The following is an 18747-nucleotide window of genomic DNA, read 5'->3' on the forward strand; positions in this document are numbered from 1 at the left end:
AAAAGCTTTTTGGTCTCACAAGAACCAACTGTCATGAAAGTAAACTGCTGGTTCTTTCTGGTCAAAAGAAACGAATTGTAAGAAACGACCTGTTTCAAAAAAAGAAGGTATTTAGCTGATAAGAGTAAGTTCCTATCAGCTAAATACCTTTTAAAATAAAACGAACTTCTTGAAGTTGCTTGTTTTACTGATGCATATATAGCAAATTAATAACCCGTATTTTGCTTCAAATTTGGATTGACGGCAATCTGTTGGCTCGGGATTGGATAAACCAATGTTTTGGGATCGGCATCCGCAGCCTTTTCTTGCCAGGCCAATAAAAATTTACCAAAACGAATTAAATCCTGTCTTCTCCAGCCTTCCCAATATAACTCGCGAGCACGCTCATCCAATAAATTATCGAGCGTCAATGCCGTCAGGTTATTAACACCACGGTTCGTCCGAATAGTATTGACCAAACCGAGTGCCTCTGTTGCTGTTCCTGTTCCACCTCTCAGAATAGCCTCTGCTTGCATCAGCAATACATCGGCATAACGGAAGACTACCCAGTCGTTGTTTCGTTGACCAGTGACAGCATAATCAAAGGCATACTTCATTGGACGGATACCCGCTGTTTCCAATGTAGCTCCAGAGGTCCGGATGGTCACTTCACGCGTGAAGACCAAAGGTGCATTCGCTGGATTTCGCGCCATCAATGGTTTGTTTGTACTCCAATTGTATTGCTGTCCTGCAAAAAAACCTACATTTTGACGTTTGAATTCTTTTGTTCTGTTAGAAGTCGTATCAGCCGGATAATTATAGTAAATTCCTCTTCTTTCATCGGCATCCGAAAATTTATCGTAATAATCTGATAATGTACACCAACCGTTCCAGCCCCCAGGTCTCATATTATAATGCGCAATAGTATTCCAGGTACGATCCACATTTCCACCTCTATCGCCATTTTTATTATATAAAGTGAAAATATTTTCGGTAGACTTTTCGTCGTTATCGGGCGCGAAATTATCAAAGTACTTGCCCTTTGCAGAAACAGTATAGGATCCCGAAGCCGTAATTTCCTTGGCTAAGGCCACCACTTTATTCATATCTTCGGCAGCAAAAGAAGGAGCTTGTCTGTTTAAAAATGTTCCCTTATTCAAATAAATCTTCATCAGCAATGCTTTTGCCGCATTTTTATTGGCTACATAGGCTGCTTTCGGACCGTTTGCAGGCAAACTCGCTATAATTTCGTTGAGATCCTTCACGATATAATCAATAGCCGCCTGTGGCTGTAACACCTCTGGTGCGATTCTAAAATCTTCAAAAGAGGCTCCTTCCCGGACGGGTACTACGCCATAGAGATCCAACATATCGAACATGACCAACGCACGAATAAACTTCGCTTCAGCACCTTGCTGTGCACTCGGATTATACCGCAACACATTACCCGCATTATAGATGGCTGTACCAAGACTTACAAATGTATTGTTCATATAACCATTATCAGCATTCCAGGTATGTAAATGGATCGCACGATGCATCCCATTATCATCCCAGTCACCTCCCCGTGTAGGAGCCATGGCTGCGTCCGTTGATATTTCCTGCATCACCCAGCGCTGTTCCTGCTGATAAGGGGTATTCAATGAATTATAAGCTGTGATCAACAAGCTTCCAGGATCCACATTGGATGTCCCTTCCTCTAATTCTCCTTTAAATTCCTCCTTTAGTTTCGTACAAGAAAATGTACTTGTTACAATGGAGCCAATTATTCCGATATATAATAAAGTTCTTAATTTCATCTTTTTCATCCGTCTAAATTTGATTATTTATTCATCCATTTTGACTGTAAGGCATTCATACTGCCTTTGGTGTTTCATTCGTCATGAGGCGATCAGATTTATTCATTTTTATTCATTCACTAATACGTTTAAATCCATCTTGATGCTCTCCTCTTTTTATTATCTAATGATCTACAGTATACGCTTAAAGTGAGAAGTTAACCCCCAATAGGATATTTCTTGCCGGTGGATAGGGTAAATATTCGATACCCAACGAAGGAATACCATTTGTTGCACCATCTGTATTCACCTCTGGATCAAATCCTGTATACTTCGTGATGATGAAAAGATTCTGTCCAGTAAGGGATACATTTAAGTTCTTAAGTGTTCTACCTACATTTCCAACACGATAGCTTAAAGTAAGATTAGCCATTTTTAGATAATCACCTTTTTCAAGGAATCGCGTCGAAGGCGCAGCCGAATTGGAAGTAGACTCTTTTACAGCTGTATTAAAGAATGCTGAACCGATATTCCGTGATGACAAATTGCTCAATCCCAAAGTCGTCGCTGCCGTATTATTGAATAGATAATGTCCAAAAGCGCCATTCATATTGGCAGCCAAAGAAAACTGTTTATAATTTACATTGGTGGAGATACCCAATAATGTGGTTGGATTTGGACTGTTCATATAAAACTTATTAATTGCAGGATCGTTGGCCGTACTGATACTACCATCCTGTCCACGGTACATGCTCATTCCGGTTTGCGGGTCGATACCTTGGTAATCGGCCAAATACCATACATTCAATGGCTGGCCATTGACCATTCGTTGTCCCAATACACCAGAAAAACCTTGTCCGCGGAGTGCTCCTGTCTCATAATAACCAACAAGGCCACTTACACTATTCTTAAGAAACGTTGCATTACCTGTCAAATCCCAAGTCCAATTGTCATTTTTAATAATTGTACCTGTCAACGCGACCTCTACCCCTTTATTGACAATCTCACCGTCCAAATTTACCCAAATACGTCCCGCAGGAGCTGGCTGTGCAAGCGTTTGCTCAAATAGCGCATCTGTGGTCTTTTTATTAAAATAATCAATGGATCCATATAGACGGTTGCCCCAGATTCCGAAATCTATACCCGCATTGATCGTCGTCGAAGTTTCCCATTTCAAGTCAGGATTTCCATAGTTAGCCTGGCTTACACTCTGATTACCGAAGACCAATCTATTCAATGAGGCACCAGAAGGGAATTCTTGGTTACCTGTTTTCCCCCAACCCAATCGCACTTTCAATTGGTCAAAGATACCGGAAGACTTTAAAAACTCTTCCTGATTAACATTCCAGGCTACGGCCAACGAAGGGAACATGGCGTATTTGTTGTTTGAACCAAATTTCGTTGAACCATCCCTTCGCACTGTTGCAGTGAATAAATAACGGTCTAAGTAATTGAAGCCGCCCCGTAAAAAAAGCGATTGCAATTGGTTTGTTGGACTTCTATACGACGATATTTCACGCGTGGAAACAGGCGTATATTGTAGATAGTCAAAATAATCTAACCCCAGGTAGCGAAATCCACCGCCAAAGGAAATGTTATTATTATAATTATAATCCAAATACTCGTAGCCTGCTACCGCATTGACACTCCAATCTGAATTGATTTGTTTATTGTAAGAGAGCATATGCGTCATTTGCAAGTTGGTTTCTCCGTTATTGGAAATAAAGGCCTGCTCATTGTTCACAGCTGAAGGATCAATAAGTCCTGCGCGGTACATACCTTCACGGTTTCCAGTTTGTCGCATTGCACTATAGATAAAGCGATATTCCAAATCGTCTGTAATTTTATAGTATGGCGCCAAGTTGATTACCATGGTATTTGTTGTCGCCAAATCTTTAAAGGCGTCAATACTTGTCAATGGGTTTCGCGTAGTTGAACTGACAAAGGTTAAATTGCCTTGATCGTCCCGTAATGGTCGTGTCGGATTCCATTGTAAGGCTTGGGAAATCACATTTCCTTCCGAACCTACCATCGCATTGATCGGTGCGTATTTATTATCCATTTGCGTCAAAAAGACTGCAAAATCCAATCCCAATCGTTTGTTTTCCAGAAAACGGAAATTCCCGTTAAAATTGGCTGTGTATTTCTTCAGCTGTGATCCACGAATAATACCGTTTTGGTTTAAATATCCACCTGAAAGGCGATACTTACCATACTCGGTTCCGCCAGCTACATCAGCATAGTAATTTTGCGTGATCGCTTTTCTTGTGATCGCTTTAAAAGCATCCTCATTGCCACCGAAATCAGCATTTGCGACTTCAGATGGTGTATAATATTTCAACGCTTCTCTAAATCGAGCAGCATCTAACACATCAGGATATTCCCGCATGGTAGAAACACCTGCTGAGGCTCCTACAGAAACCTCGGGCTGCCCTACTTTACCTCTTTTCGTCGAAATAATGACAACGCCATTTGCCCCACGTGAACCATAAATTGCCGTAGCCGATGCATCTTTAAGGATGTCCATACTAGCAATGTCACCCGGATTCAAGTAAGTCAAAGGATTTCCTCTGTCGGAAGAAAAGCCTCCTCTTCCTTCAGGCAAAGGCGAATTACCCGACATAGGCACACCATCTAGCACAAATAATGGGTTGTTACTGGCACGGATCGATGAGTTTCCACGGATACGTACTGTGGTTGATCCGCCAGGTTGCCCCGTATTGTTAATCACCATAACCCCTGGTGTCTTTCCCTGTATTAATTGATCGGGGCTCGTCATGATCCCCTTATTGAAGTTTTTCGCTCCAATAGTGACCATAGACCCCGTGAGATCTTTTTTACGGGCGGTACCATAACCGATCACAACGACCTCATCTAGGCCCTGACCGGCACTAGGTTCCAGCGCTACGGTGATATCGTTTCCCACAATGGGTACTTCTTTTAAAGTGTATCCAATAAAGGATACTTCCAGCGTTTTCGCTTCACTGGGAACAGTAAATGTAAAGGAACCTTCCGTGTCTGTTGTTGTAGCCGCGGTTCCCCCTTTTACCTTAATTGTAGCTCCTGCCAATGGACCTTGAGTCTCATCTACAACCTTTCCCTTCAAGACTTTCGTCTGGGCAACTACAATAAAAGATACAAGCAAAAATGTAAGCGTCATTACGCATTGTGCAAGTAGTTTATTTTTCATACGCTTTTTGATTGGTGGTTTAATTGATTTTTATATCGTGCATCTAGGATACACAAATGATACTAAGTGATTTTTAATGATATTTTTTAGGCTCCAAAGCCCTTTTGAAATGCGTATAGTCTTCCCCAATAATGCCAAAGACGTAGCGCTGGGTATCAAGGCCTTTAAAGCCAAAATTCAAAACCAAAGCATCGTGAACATCATGTCTCACAGGTAAAAACAAAAACCTAACAAACTGAAAAACAAGGACACAGGACTTACCTGTCATAATTCTAGGGCGAAACATACGTTTATATTTGGTTATTATTGTTTTATAAAAATGCGGAAATCCTTGTAGCTAGTCCAATCAGAGCGTCTCAATTTTATATCAAAGCGTATCAGTAAAACTCTTTTTTATCTTTTAATTGACTATTTTTAGTTCAACGTAATCAGTTTTGAAAAGAATAACCACCATACTCCTTTTATATATCTTGCTAGCATGTATTAACGTGCAGGCACAATCGATCTATTTTAAAAATTATCAAACCCACGACGGTCTCTCCAATAGCACGGTCAAATGTATTACACAGGATGTTCAGGGTTTTCTATGGTTAGGGACAAGGAATGGTCTCAATCGCTTTGATGGCAATCAATTTAAGATATTTAGACACAATGCTTCAGACTCTACAAGTATCGGAAGTTCGTCCATTTTAAGTATTCTCACAGACAGTAAAGGAATACTATGGGTGGGAACCACACGCGGCACCTATTGTTACGATCCCATTAAAGAAAATTTTACACCATTCAGGGGTGTACCAATCGGTGAAGTAAATGCCATACACGAATACGCCGGTTTTATCTGGCTGCTTTCGAACGGAAAACTTTATCGCTATAATTCTTACACAACAGAAATAATTCCATTTGATCAGAACAAAAATACCATTGTAGCGATTACCAGCAGCAAGAAAGGCGGGTTGTGGACAACGGACAATAACAGTACCATCCAACGGTATCAGGTTAATACGAGCAAATTTGTCGAAGTTGACCTTAAAAAGATCGATCGAAAAGCATTGGCAAATACAAAAACCGTTTACGCCATCAATGATTCCCTATTGATGGTCGGGACAATCAATTCGGCTTATTTGTTTGATTTCAAAAATGGCCGGTTAAAAAATCTATTTGCAAGTCATTACCCCAATAAAGTCATCCAGGCAAACTGTATTATTCAACAGACGGAGTCAATATACTGGATCGGAACAGAAACTGGAATATATACCTATGATATTCACACGGGTCAGAGCCAGCACATCAAAAAAGATCTGCTCAATCCATTTGCCATATCTGACAATGCTGTCCTGAATTTCTATCGGGACCGTGAAGACAATATCTGGTTTGGAACATTTTTCGGCGGCTTTAACCAATACAGCAACCAATTCGACAATTTCAAAAAGTATCTATCCGGGTTCGGAAAATCGGCCCTATCAGGCAATATTGTACACGATATCAAAAAAGATCGCTATGGAAATTTCTGGATAGGAACAGAAGATGGCGGCCTGAACAAAATAGATGCTCAAACACAACAGATTCAGCATTTCCTTGCCAATGGAAAAAAAGGAAGTATAGCGCATAACAATGTTCATGGCCTGGCAACAATTGGTGACGATCTTTGGGTAGGCTCCACAACACATGGACTAGACATTCTCGACGTAAAAACCGGAAAACTAAAAAAACACTATGATCGTATCGGCAAAGGCCCCTTACAAAGCAGCTTTGCCGTATGCCTCTATAAGTCTAAAGACAACAGCATGTTTGTCGGGACAGACCGCGCACTATACCGCTACAACAAAAATAGCGACAGTTTTGACCTCCTTCCAATTACCGCATGGATACAAGGCATTTATGAAGATCAATATGGTATACTCTGGATCAACACCTACGGTAGCGGGGTCTACCAATATAACCGCAGTTCGGGAGAAATTCAGCATCTGTTATCCGAACAAGGTAAACAAAATACACTCGTCAATAATTACGTCAACGGTCTATTTGAAGACAGCAAAAATAACTTGTGGTTTTGCACCGAAAGCGGCCTCTCAAAATACCGTCGTGATGGGCACTTCACCAATTATCTGACCGAATCCGGTTTACCTTCCAATCAGGTATTCAAGGTCCTGGAAGATGACAACAGGAGCATCTGGATATCTACCGGTGGTGGACTGGTCAGACTGGACGAAGGTGTCCCGCGTAGGGTCATCTATACATCGAGAGACGGGCTTCCCGCAGATCAGTTTAATTATAATTCGGCTTATAAAGATAGCGACGGGACTTTATATTTCGGGACTATCAAAGGGATGGTAAGCTTCAACCCGACAAAATCCATTAAGAACAGCTTTATTCCACCTATGTTCATCAGCGGCATTCAGATTAACAATGTGAGCGTACCGGTTCGTGAAAATGGCATACTGAAAGAATCCATCTCCCTATCAGAAGAGATCCGACTGACCTACGACAATTCCAATATTAGCTTCAATATCGCCGCCTTGAGCTTTGTTTCCCCAAAGAGCAATCCTTATCGTTATATCATGGAAGGTTACGATAAAGACTGGACCGATATTACAGGCAATCAAAAAATCTATTACAATAAACTTCCTCCGGGCACTTATACGTTTAAGTTCAGAGGTGCAAATAACAACAGCGTCTGGAATCCGGATGAAAAAAAACTGCTCATCATCATTTCGCCACCCTGGTGGCAGTCAGGTTGGGCATACTTACTTTATTTTTTGAGCTTCGGCACCATTGCATTGCTCGTATTACGGTATTACTTTCTCCTTATAAAGGCCAACAACGCCCAAAAGATGGATAGTTATGAACGAAAAAAAGAACAGGAAATATATAACCTCAAGCTGGAATTCTTCACCAACCTGGCCCACGAAATTCGTACGCCACTCACGCTGATCAAAATGCCCCTTGAGAAAATAATCAATAACCATAAATTTACCGATCGCGACACAGCCAAAGACCTTGCGCTGATTGAAAAAAACACGGCACGATTAATTCGCCTCACCAACCAATTACTTGATTTTAGAAAAGCAGAAACCAACAATATGAGCCTTATTTTTACTAAAACGGATATTAATGCCCTCCTATCCGAAGTATTTCACGATTTAAATTATCTCGCAAAAGATAAACAGCTGCACTATGACCTCAGTCTCCCGCGTATCAGTCTCACGGCTTATGTGGATGAGGAAGCCCTTCGAAAAATCTTTACCAACCTGATTCACAACGCCATCAAATATGCGGATCAAGAAGTCTATGTCAAACTCCTCCCTTTTAATAGCGATGACATTATGTTCAATATCGAGTTTAAGAATGATGGTGAGCTCATTCCTTTTGAGAAAAGAGAAAAAATATTTGAACCATTTTATCGCTTAAATGAATCCGATAAAGATACGGGGACGGGAATTGGTCTTCCTTTATCCCGCTCCTTGGTCGAATTGCACCAAGGAAACTTATCCCTTGTACATCTGGAGGAAAACCGCAATATATTCCTGCTATCGATCCCAATTTTTCAGGAACAATCGCTCGACATCAAATCTTTTCAGGAAGATAATGACGATCATGTATTGCATGATAGATCCGATGAACAGGAGGAAGAAAAGCCGGTGATTCTACTCGTCGAGGACAATAAAGAAATATTGGCCTACCTCAATAAAGAATTGAAAACCAGCTACACTGTTCTACGGGCAGGGAATGGTGCCGAGGCCCTTGAAATATTAGACCAAGAGAATGTACAACTTGTACTAACAGATATTATGATGCCCATTATGGATGGTCTAGCGCTATGCAAACGCATCAAAACAGATATTCTGTATAGCCATATTCCCGTTATTTTTCTAACGGCAAAAAATGCGCTGGATTCAAAAATTCAGGGATTAAAAAATGGTGCCGATGCCTATATCGAAAAACCTTTTTCGCTTGAATTCCTCATGGTACAGATACGCAACATCCTCAAAAACCGTAAAATTATCAAGAATTACCTGACCAATTCTTCCAATTCCAACTTAATGGATATTAACGTTTCAGCACCCGACAAAGATTTTATCAGTCAGCTGAATACGGTTATTTATGAGAATATTTCAACGATAGATCTCAATGTGGATGAACTCGCCAAATTGATGCATATGAGCCGTCCAACACTTTACCGTAAAATCAAAGGACTCTCCGACCTCACACCCAATGAATTGATCAATATTTCACGGTTGAAAAAGGCGGCAGAACTACTCACCCAAAAAGAATATAACATCACCCAGGTATCAACGATGGTCGGTTATACCGTACAATCCAATTTTTCAAGGGACTTTCATAAGCACTATGGCATGTCGCCAAGCAGCTATATTCTTGAAAACAGCAAGTGATGAACACCAGTTCTAGTACCAGGAAGAATATTATTCCAATGGCGTAAAAACTGTTCCCGAGATGCCAAAAGAATATCGGCACTTGATAAAGAAAGAAACCGTCCCTAGGTAAAGAAAGAATCGGGGACAAATACAAGGAGCTCGAAAATCTTATTGAAAGACGCTAGCGAAGAAAAAAAACGTAGACGTAGAAGGTTTAGCCTACGTCTACGATAATGGCATGAACTTAATTCTTACGCTTTGGAACAAAGAATGCCGCCAGTAACATAAATATGCCGGCCAATAGCAAGCCATAAATGGATTGGCCATGAAAAAAATATTTGATGATCATGCCACCAAAAAATCCACATACAATCTGAGGTAGGGTAATGAAAAAATTAAATAGCCCCATATAGACCCCCATTTTACCCGTAGGTAAATGATCGCTCAAAATTGCATAGGGCATTGCCAAAATGCTTCCCCAAGCGATACCAATACCGATCATAGGAAGAATCAGTAGATTGGCATCTTTGATCAGAAATAATGAAATTAACGAAAGCCCACCAATGGAAAGCCCAAGAGCATGCGTTTTTCCACGCCCAAAATGTTTAGCTATCCGCGGAATAAACAAGGCATACAAGGCCGAGACTCCATTGTAAATACCAAAAAGCACACCTACCCAATTGGCAGCCTCCATATAGAGATCCTGCCGATTTCCTTCCCGCAGGTAAAAAACCGAATCAGCAATAGCTGGAGTGGTATACACCCACATCATAAAAAGGGCAAACCAGGAGAAAAACTGAACCCAGCCCAACTTGCGCATGATCAATGGCATCTTACCGATATCGCTAAAGATAGAACGCAAGCCAAACTTTGGTGCCGCATCCTGTTCAATAGCAACCGTATCCGAAAAAGTCTGAAGTTCTGTAGGTGAGTACTCTTTTGTTTTGAACACAGACCATAACACCGTTAGAAGCAGGACAAAACCGCCTACATAAAAGGAGTAGATAACATTGCTCGGTACCTGCCCGGCTTCAGAAGTACCTGCTACATGAAAATACTTCGTCAACATAAAGGGAAGTAGCGAGCCAAGGACAGCGCCAATCCCGATTAAAAAGGTCTGTACCGAGAAGCCCAAACTCCGCTGACTGCTCGGCAGATTATCACCGATCAGCGCTCGAAAGGGCTCCATGGTCACATTGATGGAAGCATCCATAAACATCAATAAGCCAGCACCGATCCAAAGTGGCGCCAATAATGTTGTCAATAATGCCGCATTGGGCATTAAAAATAAAGTCAGGGTAGTTAACAGTGCCCCCACCAAAATATAAGGTCGACGCCGGCCTAGTCTATTCCAGGTTCGATCGCTATAATGACCTATAATTGGCTGTACAATCATCCCCGTGATCGGAGCAGCAAGCCAAAAAAGTGAAAGATGTTCCACATCAGCACCAAATGTCTGGAGAATACGGGAGGCGTTGCCATTTTGCAGCGCAAAACCCATTTGTATCCCCAGAAATCCAAAACTCATATTGATGACCTGGCTAATGCTTAATTCAGGTTTATTTCCCATAATAGGCTATCAAAATTTAAGACAAAATACAATTTAATTACCATTTAACCGTTATTTTCAGCAGCATAAGATAGGTTCTTTCACTGCTGAAAACTGGGGTTTATCTCAGCTGAAATACCTGTTTTTTGCTTTGCCCAGGCAGCACGAAAGCTTCGGTTACCGTCTGGATATGGACTGCAGTATCACTGACATTTTCGATCGTATAGCCATCGGCATCTACTGCAATCAGTAAAGTCGCTCCACGAAATAACACCCGGAATTTATAGCCTTCCCATTCTTTGGGCAACATCGGATCTAAATACAATTGTCCTTCCTTAATCCGCATTCCTGCAAAGCCCTCTACGATTGTCATCCAGGTACCCGCCATCGATGTAATATGTAAACCGTCTTCGGTATCGTTATTGTAATCATCCAGATCCAAACGCGAGGTGCGCAGATAGAATTCATACGCTTTTTCCGGCTTGTTCAATTTAGCCGCCAATATCGCATGTACGCAGGGAGAGAGTGAACTTTCATGCACCGTAAAAGGCTCATAGAATTCATAATGTCGAGCTAGGGTGTCCAGGTCAAATTGATCCTCAAGGAAGTAAAAACCTTGCAATACATCGGCCTGTTTGATATAACAGGAACGCAGAATCCTATCCCAACTCCAATGCTGGTTAATAGGGCGTTGAGAGGGATCAAGTTCTGCCACTGGAATCAGCTCTTTATCCAAAAAGCCATCTTGCTGCAAATACACATTGCGTTGCGCATCAAACGGATAATACATGTTATCGACAATGTGCTGCCATTTTTGTTGTTCTTCCGATGCTACGGCCAGCTTCCTTTTCAATACGTCAGCATTCCCGTCGCTCAGCTGCACCAACTTTTTTAAACAGTCCAGTGTATATTGAAGGCACCACGAAGCAATACGATTGGTATACCAGTTATTGTTTACGTTGTTTTCATACTCGTTTGGTCCCGTCACGCCCAACATAACATATTGCTGGCGATCGCCACTCCAATTGACACGCTGTGCCCAGAAACGGCTTATCGCAACCAAAACTTCCAATCCATGTGACCAGATATAATCCTGATCTCCGGTGTAACGGACATAGTTATAGATCGCAAATGCAATGGCTCCATTGCGATGAATCTCCTCAAATGTAATCTCCCATTCATTATGGCATTCCTCACCATTGATCGTCACCATGGGATAGAGTGCTGCGCCCCGATTAAAGCCGAGTTTAGCCGCATTTTCGATTGCCTTTTCCAATTGCTGATGACGATAAATCAACAAATTACGGGCAATCTTTGGTGACTGTGTTGCGAGGTAAAATGGAATACAATATGCTTCGGTATCCCAATACGTGACACCACCATATTTTTCACCTGTGAAACCTTTCGGACCAATATTGAGGCGCTCATCTTCGCCGGTATACGTCTGGTTAAGCTGGAAAATATTGTAGCGTATTGCCTGCTGCGCTGCAACATCGCCACTAATTTCAATATCACTTTCTGCCCAGATCGCTTGCCAGGCTGCTGCCTGTTGAGCCTTTAACTGCTCATAACTCAGCACATCCAATTGGCGTAGATTAGCCGAAGCAGCCTCTTTTAACTGAGCTGGCGGGTGATTCTGCGAGGTGACAATAGCAACACGCTTCTCAACACGACAAATTTGCGATTCGGCAAGATCCGTCTGATAGATCTCCGTCATACAACCCGGACTTGCGACGGTATCTTGCACTTCCACGACCGCTGTTGGACCTGCTACACTCGTTTTAAGCATGGCATAGACCTCAAAACCCGTTTTCTTGGTGCGCGCTACCACAAAGGTATTTTCACCATCCCTACCCTGCGCTTTACTTTCCCAAAATTGCTCGTCATAATTACTATCACGGTTAACGACTTCAGCATTTAACGGCGACCTGATCTCCAATGCAATTGGACCAGAAAGCGCCTGGATGTTGTACTGCAATGAAGCTGTTTCGGAAGCAAACAGATGATACATCCGGCTTGCTTCCACCTTAAGCTGTGCTCCATCGGGCATTTCCACGACAAAACTGCGGTATAAAACGCCATGCTGCATATCCAGTCGGCGTTCAAAAGATTTAACCGTAACTTTATTCAGATCGAGCACCTGCCCATTGACCAGAATATGCAGGCCTATCCAATCGATGGAATTGATGACCTTGGCGAAATATTCCGGATACCCATTTTTCCACCAACCTACACGTGTTTTGTCCGGATAATAAATACCGGCCAAATACGACCCTTGCAAGGATTTCCCGCTGAATTTTTCTTCAAAATTAGCCCTCTGCCCCATCCGACCATTACCAATAGCGAAGATACTTTCCGAAAATTCATTATGTTCGGGGCGAAATGTATCTTCGATAATTTGCCAAGGGTTATGTTTGATATATGTTTTCATCTTTTTATTGTTTTTCACTACATGATGGGAACCGAGGGCAAATAAATGATTGCCCTATTTACCGATACCATCTACATCATGCTTCCCGCTATTGAATTTCTCCTAAATTTTAAAATTTATCGACTAAGATCCCTAAATCCGCGACGACCAAATCCGCTCCCTTGAGATGTTCCTCCAGGCCTACACCTATTACCTGCATACCGGCTGCCCTTGCTGCATCTATTCCAGCCTGAGCATCTTCCAGCACCAGGCAGTGGGTCGGCTCAATCTCCAGCACCGCAGCCCCCTTAAGGAAAACTTCCGGATTGGGTTTAGAAAGCTGCACAACATTGCCATCGATCAGCGCGTCGAAATAGGTTATAATTCCAGTTTTTACAAGGATACCCATTGCATTCTTGCTGGCCGAGCCAAGTCCAATCTTAATTCCCTTTTCCTGTAGCTTTTTTAAAAGTTCCAAACTACCGGAAAGCAGGTCGTCAGGGCTCAGCTGTTCGATCAACTCCAGGTACCATTGGTTTTTAAGCACCAGTAAATCCGCTTTTTCAGCTTCGGACTTTTCCAGCCCAGCCCATTTTAAAATAAACTCCAGCGATTCAATCCGGCTGACACCTTTCAGCTGTTCGTTGTCAACAATGGAAAACGAATAGCCCAAGTTTTCGGCCAATCTATGCCAAGCTTGAAAATGATAGATTGCCGTATCCACCAACACACCGTCCAAATCAAATATTACGGCTTTTACTGTAGTATAATTAATCATTGAAAAATGAATTCTATAGAATTTTAAATTGTATTAAAACTTAAGCTCCAGCACTTTAGTCTCATAAGCTTCCAATTTCAAGGTATTGTCAGCTGGAGTGGTTTCCTTTTTTTGGATAATATCTACATAGGATTTCACCTTGCTGTTTCTCTCCTTAAAACGATCCAGTTTGATCTCTTTCGCCGAATCGTTGCAATTCATTACGACCATAACCGTCTCTTGTTCATTGTAGCGGAAATACACATACACGCCATCTTCGGGCACATATTGCATCGTTTTACCAGTTTGTAATACAGCATGTTGTTTACGATAATTGGCTAGCGTTTGAACAAAAGTCCACATATCCTGCTCTGCCTTAGTCCTTCCGTCTGCGGTAAACTTATTCAGTTTGTCACCCGCGAAACCACCTTGAAAGTCTTCCCGTAGCAAGCCATCTGGATTGGAGAAATTCTTCATCAGAATTTCCGCTCCATAGTATAATTGTGGGATGCCCCTTGTTGTCATAAGCCAAGCCATTGCCGATTTATATTTCTGCACATTTTCACCGACAACGGAGAAAAAACGATCTTTATCATGGTTATCCAAAAAAAGCACATTTTGCTCGGGATGTGGGTACAGAAAGTCTGAGGCTAGGGTTGAATACAATTTGTTCGCTCCGGCGGTCCACTCAGTCTTTTGGTTGAGTGCATCACCTATAGCATAATTAAGCTGAAAATCCGTAACGCCCATCAGCTTGGAATCCACCTCCTGACCAACTCGTTTTCCGCCCAGAAAATAGGCCTGGTTCCCTACACCATGTACCCATGTTTCACCAAAAAAGGTGAATTTTGGATACTCCTGCAGAATGCGATCTGTCCATTTGGCCATAAAATCCAGATCATTGTACGGATAGGTATCAATTCGGAATCCATCTATTGCTGCGGTCTCGATCCACCAGATATGGCTTTGGGTCAAATAATTTTGAACGTATGGGTTTTGTTCGTTCATATCGGGCATTGTGGGAACAAACCAGCCTTTGACCATTTTCTTTTTGTCGTCTGCAGAGGCATAAGGATCAAAAACTGTCTGGTCTTTGTAAGATGTCTGTGTATAGGTAGGCCATTCATTGAGCCAGTCGGCCATCGGCTTGTCTTTCACCGTCCAATGATAACTTCCGATATGATTGGGCACCACATCAAAAATCAATTTCATCTGACGTTTATGCAGCTGTTCACCCAATTGGACATAGGTATCGTTGCTACCAAAACGGGGATCAATATGATAGGTTTCGGTGTTGGCATAACCATGATATGAAGCCTGCGGCATGTCATTGGTCAACACAGGAGTCAACCACAAGGATGTCACCCCAAGATCTTGTAGGTAATCCAGCTTTCCGATAATACCTTCCAGATCACCGCCATGACGCAGATACATCGAGTCTCGGTTTAAACTCATATCCAACATACCTTTCACCTGATCATTTTCTCTATTTCCATTGGCAAAACGGTCCGGCATGATGAGGTAGATTAAATCGGCACTATTAACCCCTTGAGCTTTTACTTTTTGGTCTCTTTGTTTTAACTCATAGCGATAGCTCAGTTTTTTCTTTCCCTGACGAAAGGTAAAAGTCGACCAACCAGGTTGAGCCGCAGCAGCAACCTTGACATCCAAAAATAGATAGTTAGGATTTTCTACGCGATTGACTTTGACAAGTTCTACCCCTTTATCCTCCACCTGTACCTCGCTTTTCCCTATCTGAGGTCCATAGACAACAAGCTGCAAGGTCGGATTTTCCATTCCTACCCACCAGTTTAAAGGTTCTACGCGTTGGATGGATTGCCCCATTAGGGGGCTCCATCCAAGCACCGTTAGTGCCACGAATAGGGTGGTAATCTTTTTATTTCGTTTAAACATCGTTTTTTATTTCTTCGTCAACGTATATGTATTTGCATTGAAATCCACGACGATATCATACGTACCGGCATTGGCAACTGCGATATTGGCCCCGCCGGCAATCAGACTGCCGTTAGCTCCGCCGAAATTCGTTCCCCAATCGTGGTTTTTACGGAATTTGATTTCGCCTGCAGTCAAGCTCACTGTGAGCTTCCATACCTGATTGGCATTGTCGAATTTCATATCCGTATCGGCATCCCAGCCCTTAGGCGTGGCGCTACCAATAATGCCCCAGCTATGGTCTTTATAAGAAATCGTGTTAGCTGTTGTGTTTACTTCCAATTCGAGATTACCGGCACGTGGAGCCTTGATGTCTTGACCACCATTGTAAACGATCTTACCTGGCTCTGTTTCTCCATATGAATTGCTCCAATTTCGCTCAGGAGTCAGTTTAAAGGTCAATTTTTCTTCTGGAAAATTGATGATACCGGTATAGATCCCATTACTCGTCGGCGAAATCAACGATTCAGCATTGGCTTCAACCCAGTCCTCATAAGCCCCTATGGCATATAAATAACTTGTTGAAGCGAAGGGGATCGCCTTCAGACCAGCTAAAGCAGAATACACCACCGTAATTTTAGCGTTGATACTTGACTTTATGCGCACGTCAAATTCAGAAGTGGTCCCTGTTGACACACCCAAAGCAAGTAAATAGCTATTCAGCTCATAACCCGTAAAACCTACGGTGCTCCGACCACTAGGAATAACCACTTCCTTTACAGTTTTAAAATTGTCACCTTTAAGGCCAAACTGGAGTACATTGGTCACTGCAGCCTGAAAACCAAAGTCAGGCTGAATCATATTGAGGTGCAGTACCGTATCCTCTGCGTTATCTTTTGACAAGGTTACATTCGTTTTATCGAGGCTTAAAGTCGCCGGCTTTATGTCCTCCCCGCTAGCCAATATAGCGCGCGTCTCGTCTTTTTTACAACTTTGGAACGCCACGATAAATAGCAGCATGATTCCGATATAGTGTCTAATTTTCATCTGTTTAATTTTTGTTTTCAATAGCTGATGAAAGCCCGGGTAACTGACCATTCGCCAATGCGTCGAACAATAGATATTGCCCGGTTTCATCTGTCAACAATTGTCTTATTACAGGTAAGGCTACATTGACCGGAAGAGACTCGCCGTCTTCCTGTCCGATGCTGATTAATTATAGCCTGGATTCTGTACAAGATTGGAGTTCGCAATAATATCCGAAGCAGGAAGTGGGAACAGCGTCCTATACCCGGCAACTGCCTGACCTGCAAGCACACCACCTTTAAAAGGCCAGAGGTAATTATCACCCGTAAATTTGCCATAGCGGATTAAATCCGAACGTCTAAATCCTTCCCAGTATAATTCTTTCACACGCTCATTGAGAATATCATCCAAAGAAAGATTCATTAAGTTCCCACTGTTGTTTCCATAGGCACGTACACGCAGTTTATTGACATAGTCCAGCGCCTTGGCCAAGCTTCCGCCAGAGCCGCCACGCAATGTCGCCTCAGCATAGATCAAGTTCATCTCTGCCAGACGGATCAACGGGAAATCCACCGAAGCAACGAAACCTTCAGCTGCCGGAGGAGCAGTTTTTCCGTCCTTGTTCACATTGCGGAATTTGGTAACCGCCAGTCCTTGCTTATAGACGGCGATATCTTCAATTTTAACGCTCGTATTTAAGTGAAACATTGCCCTCTTGTCCGTTGCTCCGCTGTAGTCTCCGAAAATCGTTGCGATATTGTCGCGTGTCCGATTTCCGGCCCAACCGCCGCCCGGTACACCAAATGAAGTGGGATCCATCGTTGCATCAATAGCTGCATTGATCAGATAAGTTGTACCACCCTTGCTCTGTGTTTTGGTTCCATCATAAGGTAGATAGAAAATAAATTCGGGGTTGTTCACATCATTATCCGCGTAAAAGAGCTCCCGATAATTTGTCCCCAAACTATAGCTCGAGTTCAGTACTTTTTCTGCGTATGTAATCGCTTCGGTATATTTCTTATTACCGGCACCCAGGTAAACTTCAGCGTTGAGGTATAAACGAGCCAACAGCCCCCATGCCGCAACTTGATCGACACGACCATATACATTCTGTTTGGCACCTTTTAGCTGGCCTGCAACTTCCAACAGCTCTTTCTCTACATACGCAAAAAGTTCAGGTCGTTTGATCTGAGGCGGCGATACTTTTCCGACAGGAGTTTCTTCGGTTACAAATGGTGGATTTCCAAACAAATCAAGCAGCACCCAATAATTATAAGCACGTAAGAATCTTGCTTCGGCACGATAATAAGCGATTTCTTTTTTATCGGCATCTGAAATACCGCGTTCGGCCAATTTAGCATCTGTACTTTCTCTTAAAAATTCATTGACAAGTGTGGCACTATAGACACAGCGGGTATAAAGACCACGGAGCATGGGATTGCTATCGTCAAAATCGAGGTAATCCAGTCCGCTAATCCCCGAATCATTGAGCCAGGCACAGGCGGCCTCATCGGTTGTAAGTTCCTGTGCGTTCCAAAAGAGGCGTAAAAAATCCGATGTACCGGCATCCAATCCTCCCAGATCAGAGTTATTCGGCCCCGATGTACTGGTTAAGGTCAATGATCCATATAATCTTGCGAAAGAGGAGGTATAGCCTTTAAAATCACTGTAGGCTACATCTGCAGTTACGTCGTTGGTCGGTTTTAGATCCAAATCCTTATGGCAGCTGCTCAGTGCTATAGCCAGCAAGCATACACCTATATATTTATTTAATTTTTTCATTGTTATATCG

The 18747-nt window shown here is 42.5% G+C and carries 9 protein-coding genes; 1 reads left to right on the forward strand and 8 read right to left on the reverse strand.

Translation table 11 applies throughout. The features are described from left to right. Nucleotides 1-206 precede the first annotated feature (206 nt). On the reverse strand, nucleotides 207-1778 hold the full coding sequence (locus AACH28_RS09095) for a RagB/SusD family nutrient uptake outer membrane protein (RefSeq protein ID WP_286802381.1): 1572 nt from the start codon (nucleotides 1776-1778) through the stop codon (nucleotides 207-209). A gap of 184 nt (nucleotides 1779-1962) precedes the next feature. Beyond that, nucleotides 1963-4947 carry a SusC/RagA family TonB-linked outer membrane protein gene (locus tag AACH28_RS09100; protein WP_145327654.1) on the reverse strand — a complete coding sequence of 995 codons (2985 nt, stop codon included), beginning with the start codon at nucleotides 4945-4947 and terminating at the stop codon, nucleotides 1963-1965. 434 nt (nucleotides 4948-5381) lie between these two features. Here AACH28_RS09100 and AACH28_RS09105 point away from each other — a divergent pair, with 434 nt between their 5' ends. After that, entirely contained in the window at nucleotides 5382-9338 is a 3957-nt protein-coding gene (locus tag AACH28_RS09105) for a two-component regulator propeller domain-containing protein (RefSeq protein ID WP_341832751.1), read from the forward strand. A gap of 226 nt (nucleotides 9339-9564) precedes the next feature. On the opposite strand, the gene AACH28_RS09110 is transcribed toward AACH28_RS09105, so the two are convergent. The 6 genes from AACH28_RS09110 to AACH28_RS09135 form a co-directional block, all read right to left on the reverse strand. Further along, nucleotides 9565-10890 (reverse strand): MFS transporter, encoded by a 1326-nt coding sequence (locus tag AACH28_RS09110; RefSeq protein WP_145327655.1) that lies wholly within the window; start codon nucleotides 10888-10890, stop codon nucleotides 9565-9567. Nucleotides 10891-10990: 100 nt separating this feature from the next. Further along, on the reverse strand, nucleotides 10991-13300 hold the full coding sequence (locus tag AACH28_RS09115) for a family 65 glycosyl hydrolase domain-containing protein (protein WP_286727900.1): 2310 nt from the start codon (nucleotides 13298-13300) through the stop codon (nucleotides 10991-10993). A 109-nt stretch (nucleotides 13301-13409) separates the two neighbouring features. Further along, entirely contained in the window at nucleotides 13410-14057 is a 648-nt protein-coding gene (pgmB, locus tag AACH28_RS09120; RefSeq protein ID WP_286727901.1) for a beta-phosphoglucomutase, read from the reverse strand. Between the two features lie 33 nt (nucleotides 14058-14090). Beyond that, on the reverse strand, nucleotides 14091-15950 hold the full coding sequence (locus tag AACH28_RS09125; protein ID WP_341832752.1) for a glycoside hydrolase family 13 protein: 1860 nt from the start codon (nucleotides 15948-15950) through the stop codon (nucleotides 14091-14093). Between the two features lie 6 nt (nucleotides 15951-15956). Next, entirely contained in the window at nucleotides 15957-16976 is a 1020-nt protein-coding gene (locus AACH28_RS09130; RefSeq protein ID WP_341832753.1) for a SusE domain-containing protein, read from the reverse strand. A 165-nt stretch (nucleotides 16977-17141) separates the two neighbouring features. Beyond that, nucleotides 17142-18737 (reverse strand): RagB/SusD family nutrient uptake outer membrane protein, encoded by a 1596-nt coding sequence (locus tag AACH28_RS09135; protein WP_286727903.1) that lies wholly within the window; start codon nucleotides 18735-18737, stop codon nucleotides 17142-17144. Nucleotides 18738-18747 lie beyond the last annotated feature (10 nt).

Origin of the sequence: Sphingobacterium thalpophilum, assembly GCF_038396785.1 — a bacterium.
Taxonomy (GTDB): domain Bacteria; phylum Bacteroidota; class Bacteroidia; order Sphingobacteriales; family Sphingobacteriaceae; genus Sphingobacterium; species Sphingobacterium thalpophilum_A.

What these genes read in the sequence shown, in the direction of transcription:
- AACH28_RS09115 (WP_286727900.1), bottom strand. Translation starts at nt 13,300, where the DNA reads ATGAAAACATATATCAAACATAACCCTTGGCAAATTATCGAAGATACA.
- AACH28_RS09110 (WP_145327655.1), bottom strand. Translation starts at nt 10,890, where the DNA reads ATGGGAAATAAACCTGAATTAAGCATTAGCCAGGTCATCAATATGAGT.
- AACH28_RS09095 (WP_286802381.1), bottom strand. Translation starts at nt 1,778, where the DNA reads ATGAAATTAAGAACTTTATTATATATCGGAATAATTGGCTCCATTGTA.
- AACH28_RS09100 (WP_145327654.1), bottom strand. Translation starts at nt 4,947, where the DNA reads ATGAAAAATAAACTACTTGCACAATGCGTAATGACGCTTACATTTTTG.
- pgmB (WP_286727901.1), bottom strand. Translation starts at nt 14,057, where the DNA reads ATGATTAATTATACTACAGTAAAAGCCGTAATATTTGATTTGGACGGT.
- AACH28_RS09130 (WP_341832753.1), bottom strand. Translation starts at nt 16,976, where the DNA reads ATGAAAATTAGACACTATATCGGAATCATGCTGCTATTTATCGTGGCG.
- AACH28_RS09135 (WP_286727903.1), bottom strand. Translation starts at nt 18,737, where the DNA reads ATGAAAAAATTAAATAAATATATAGGTGTATGCTTGCTGGCTATAGCA.
- AACH28_RS09125 (WP_341832752.1), bottom strand. Translation starts at nt 15,950, where the DNA reads ATGTTTAAACGAAATAAAAAGATTACCACCCTATTCGTGGCACTAACG.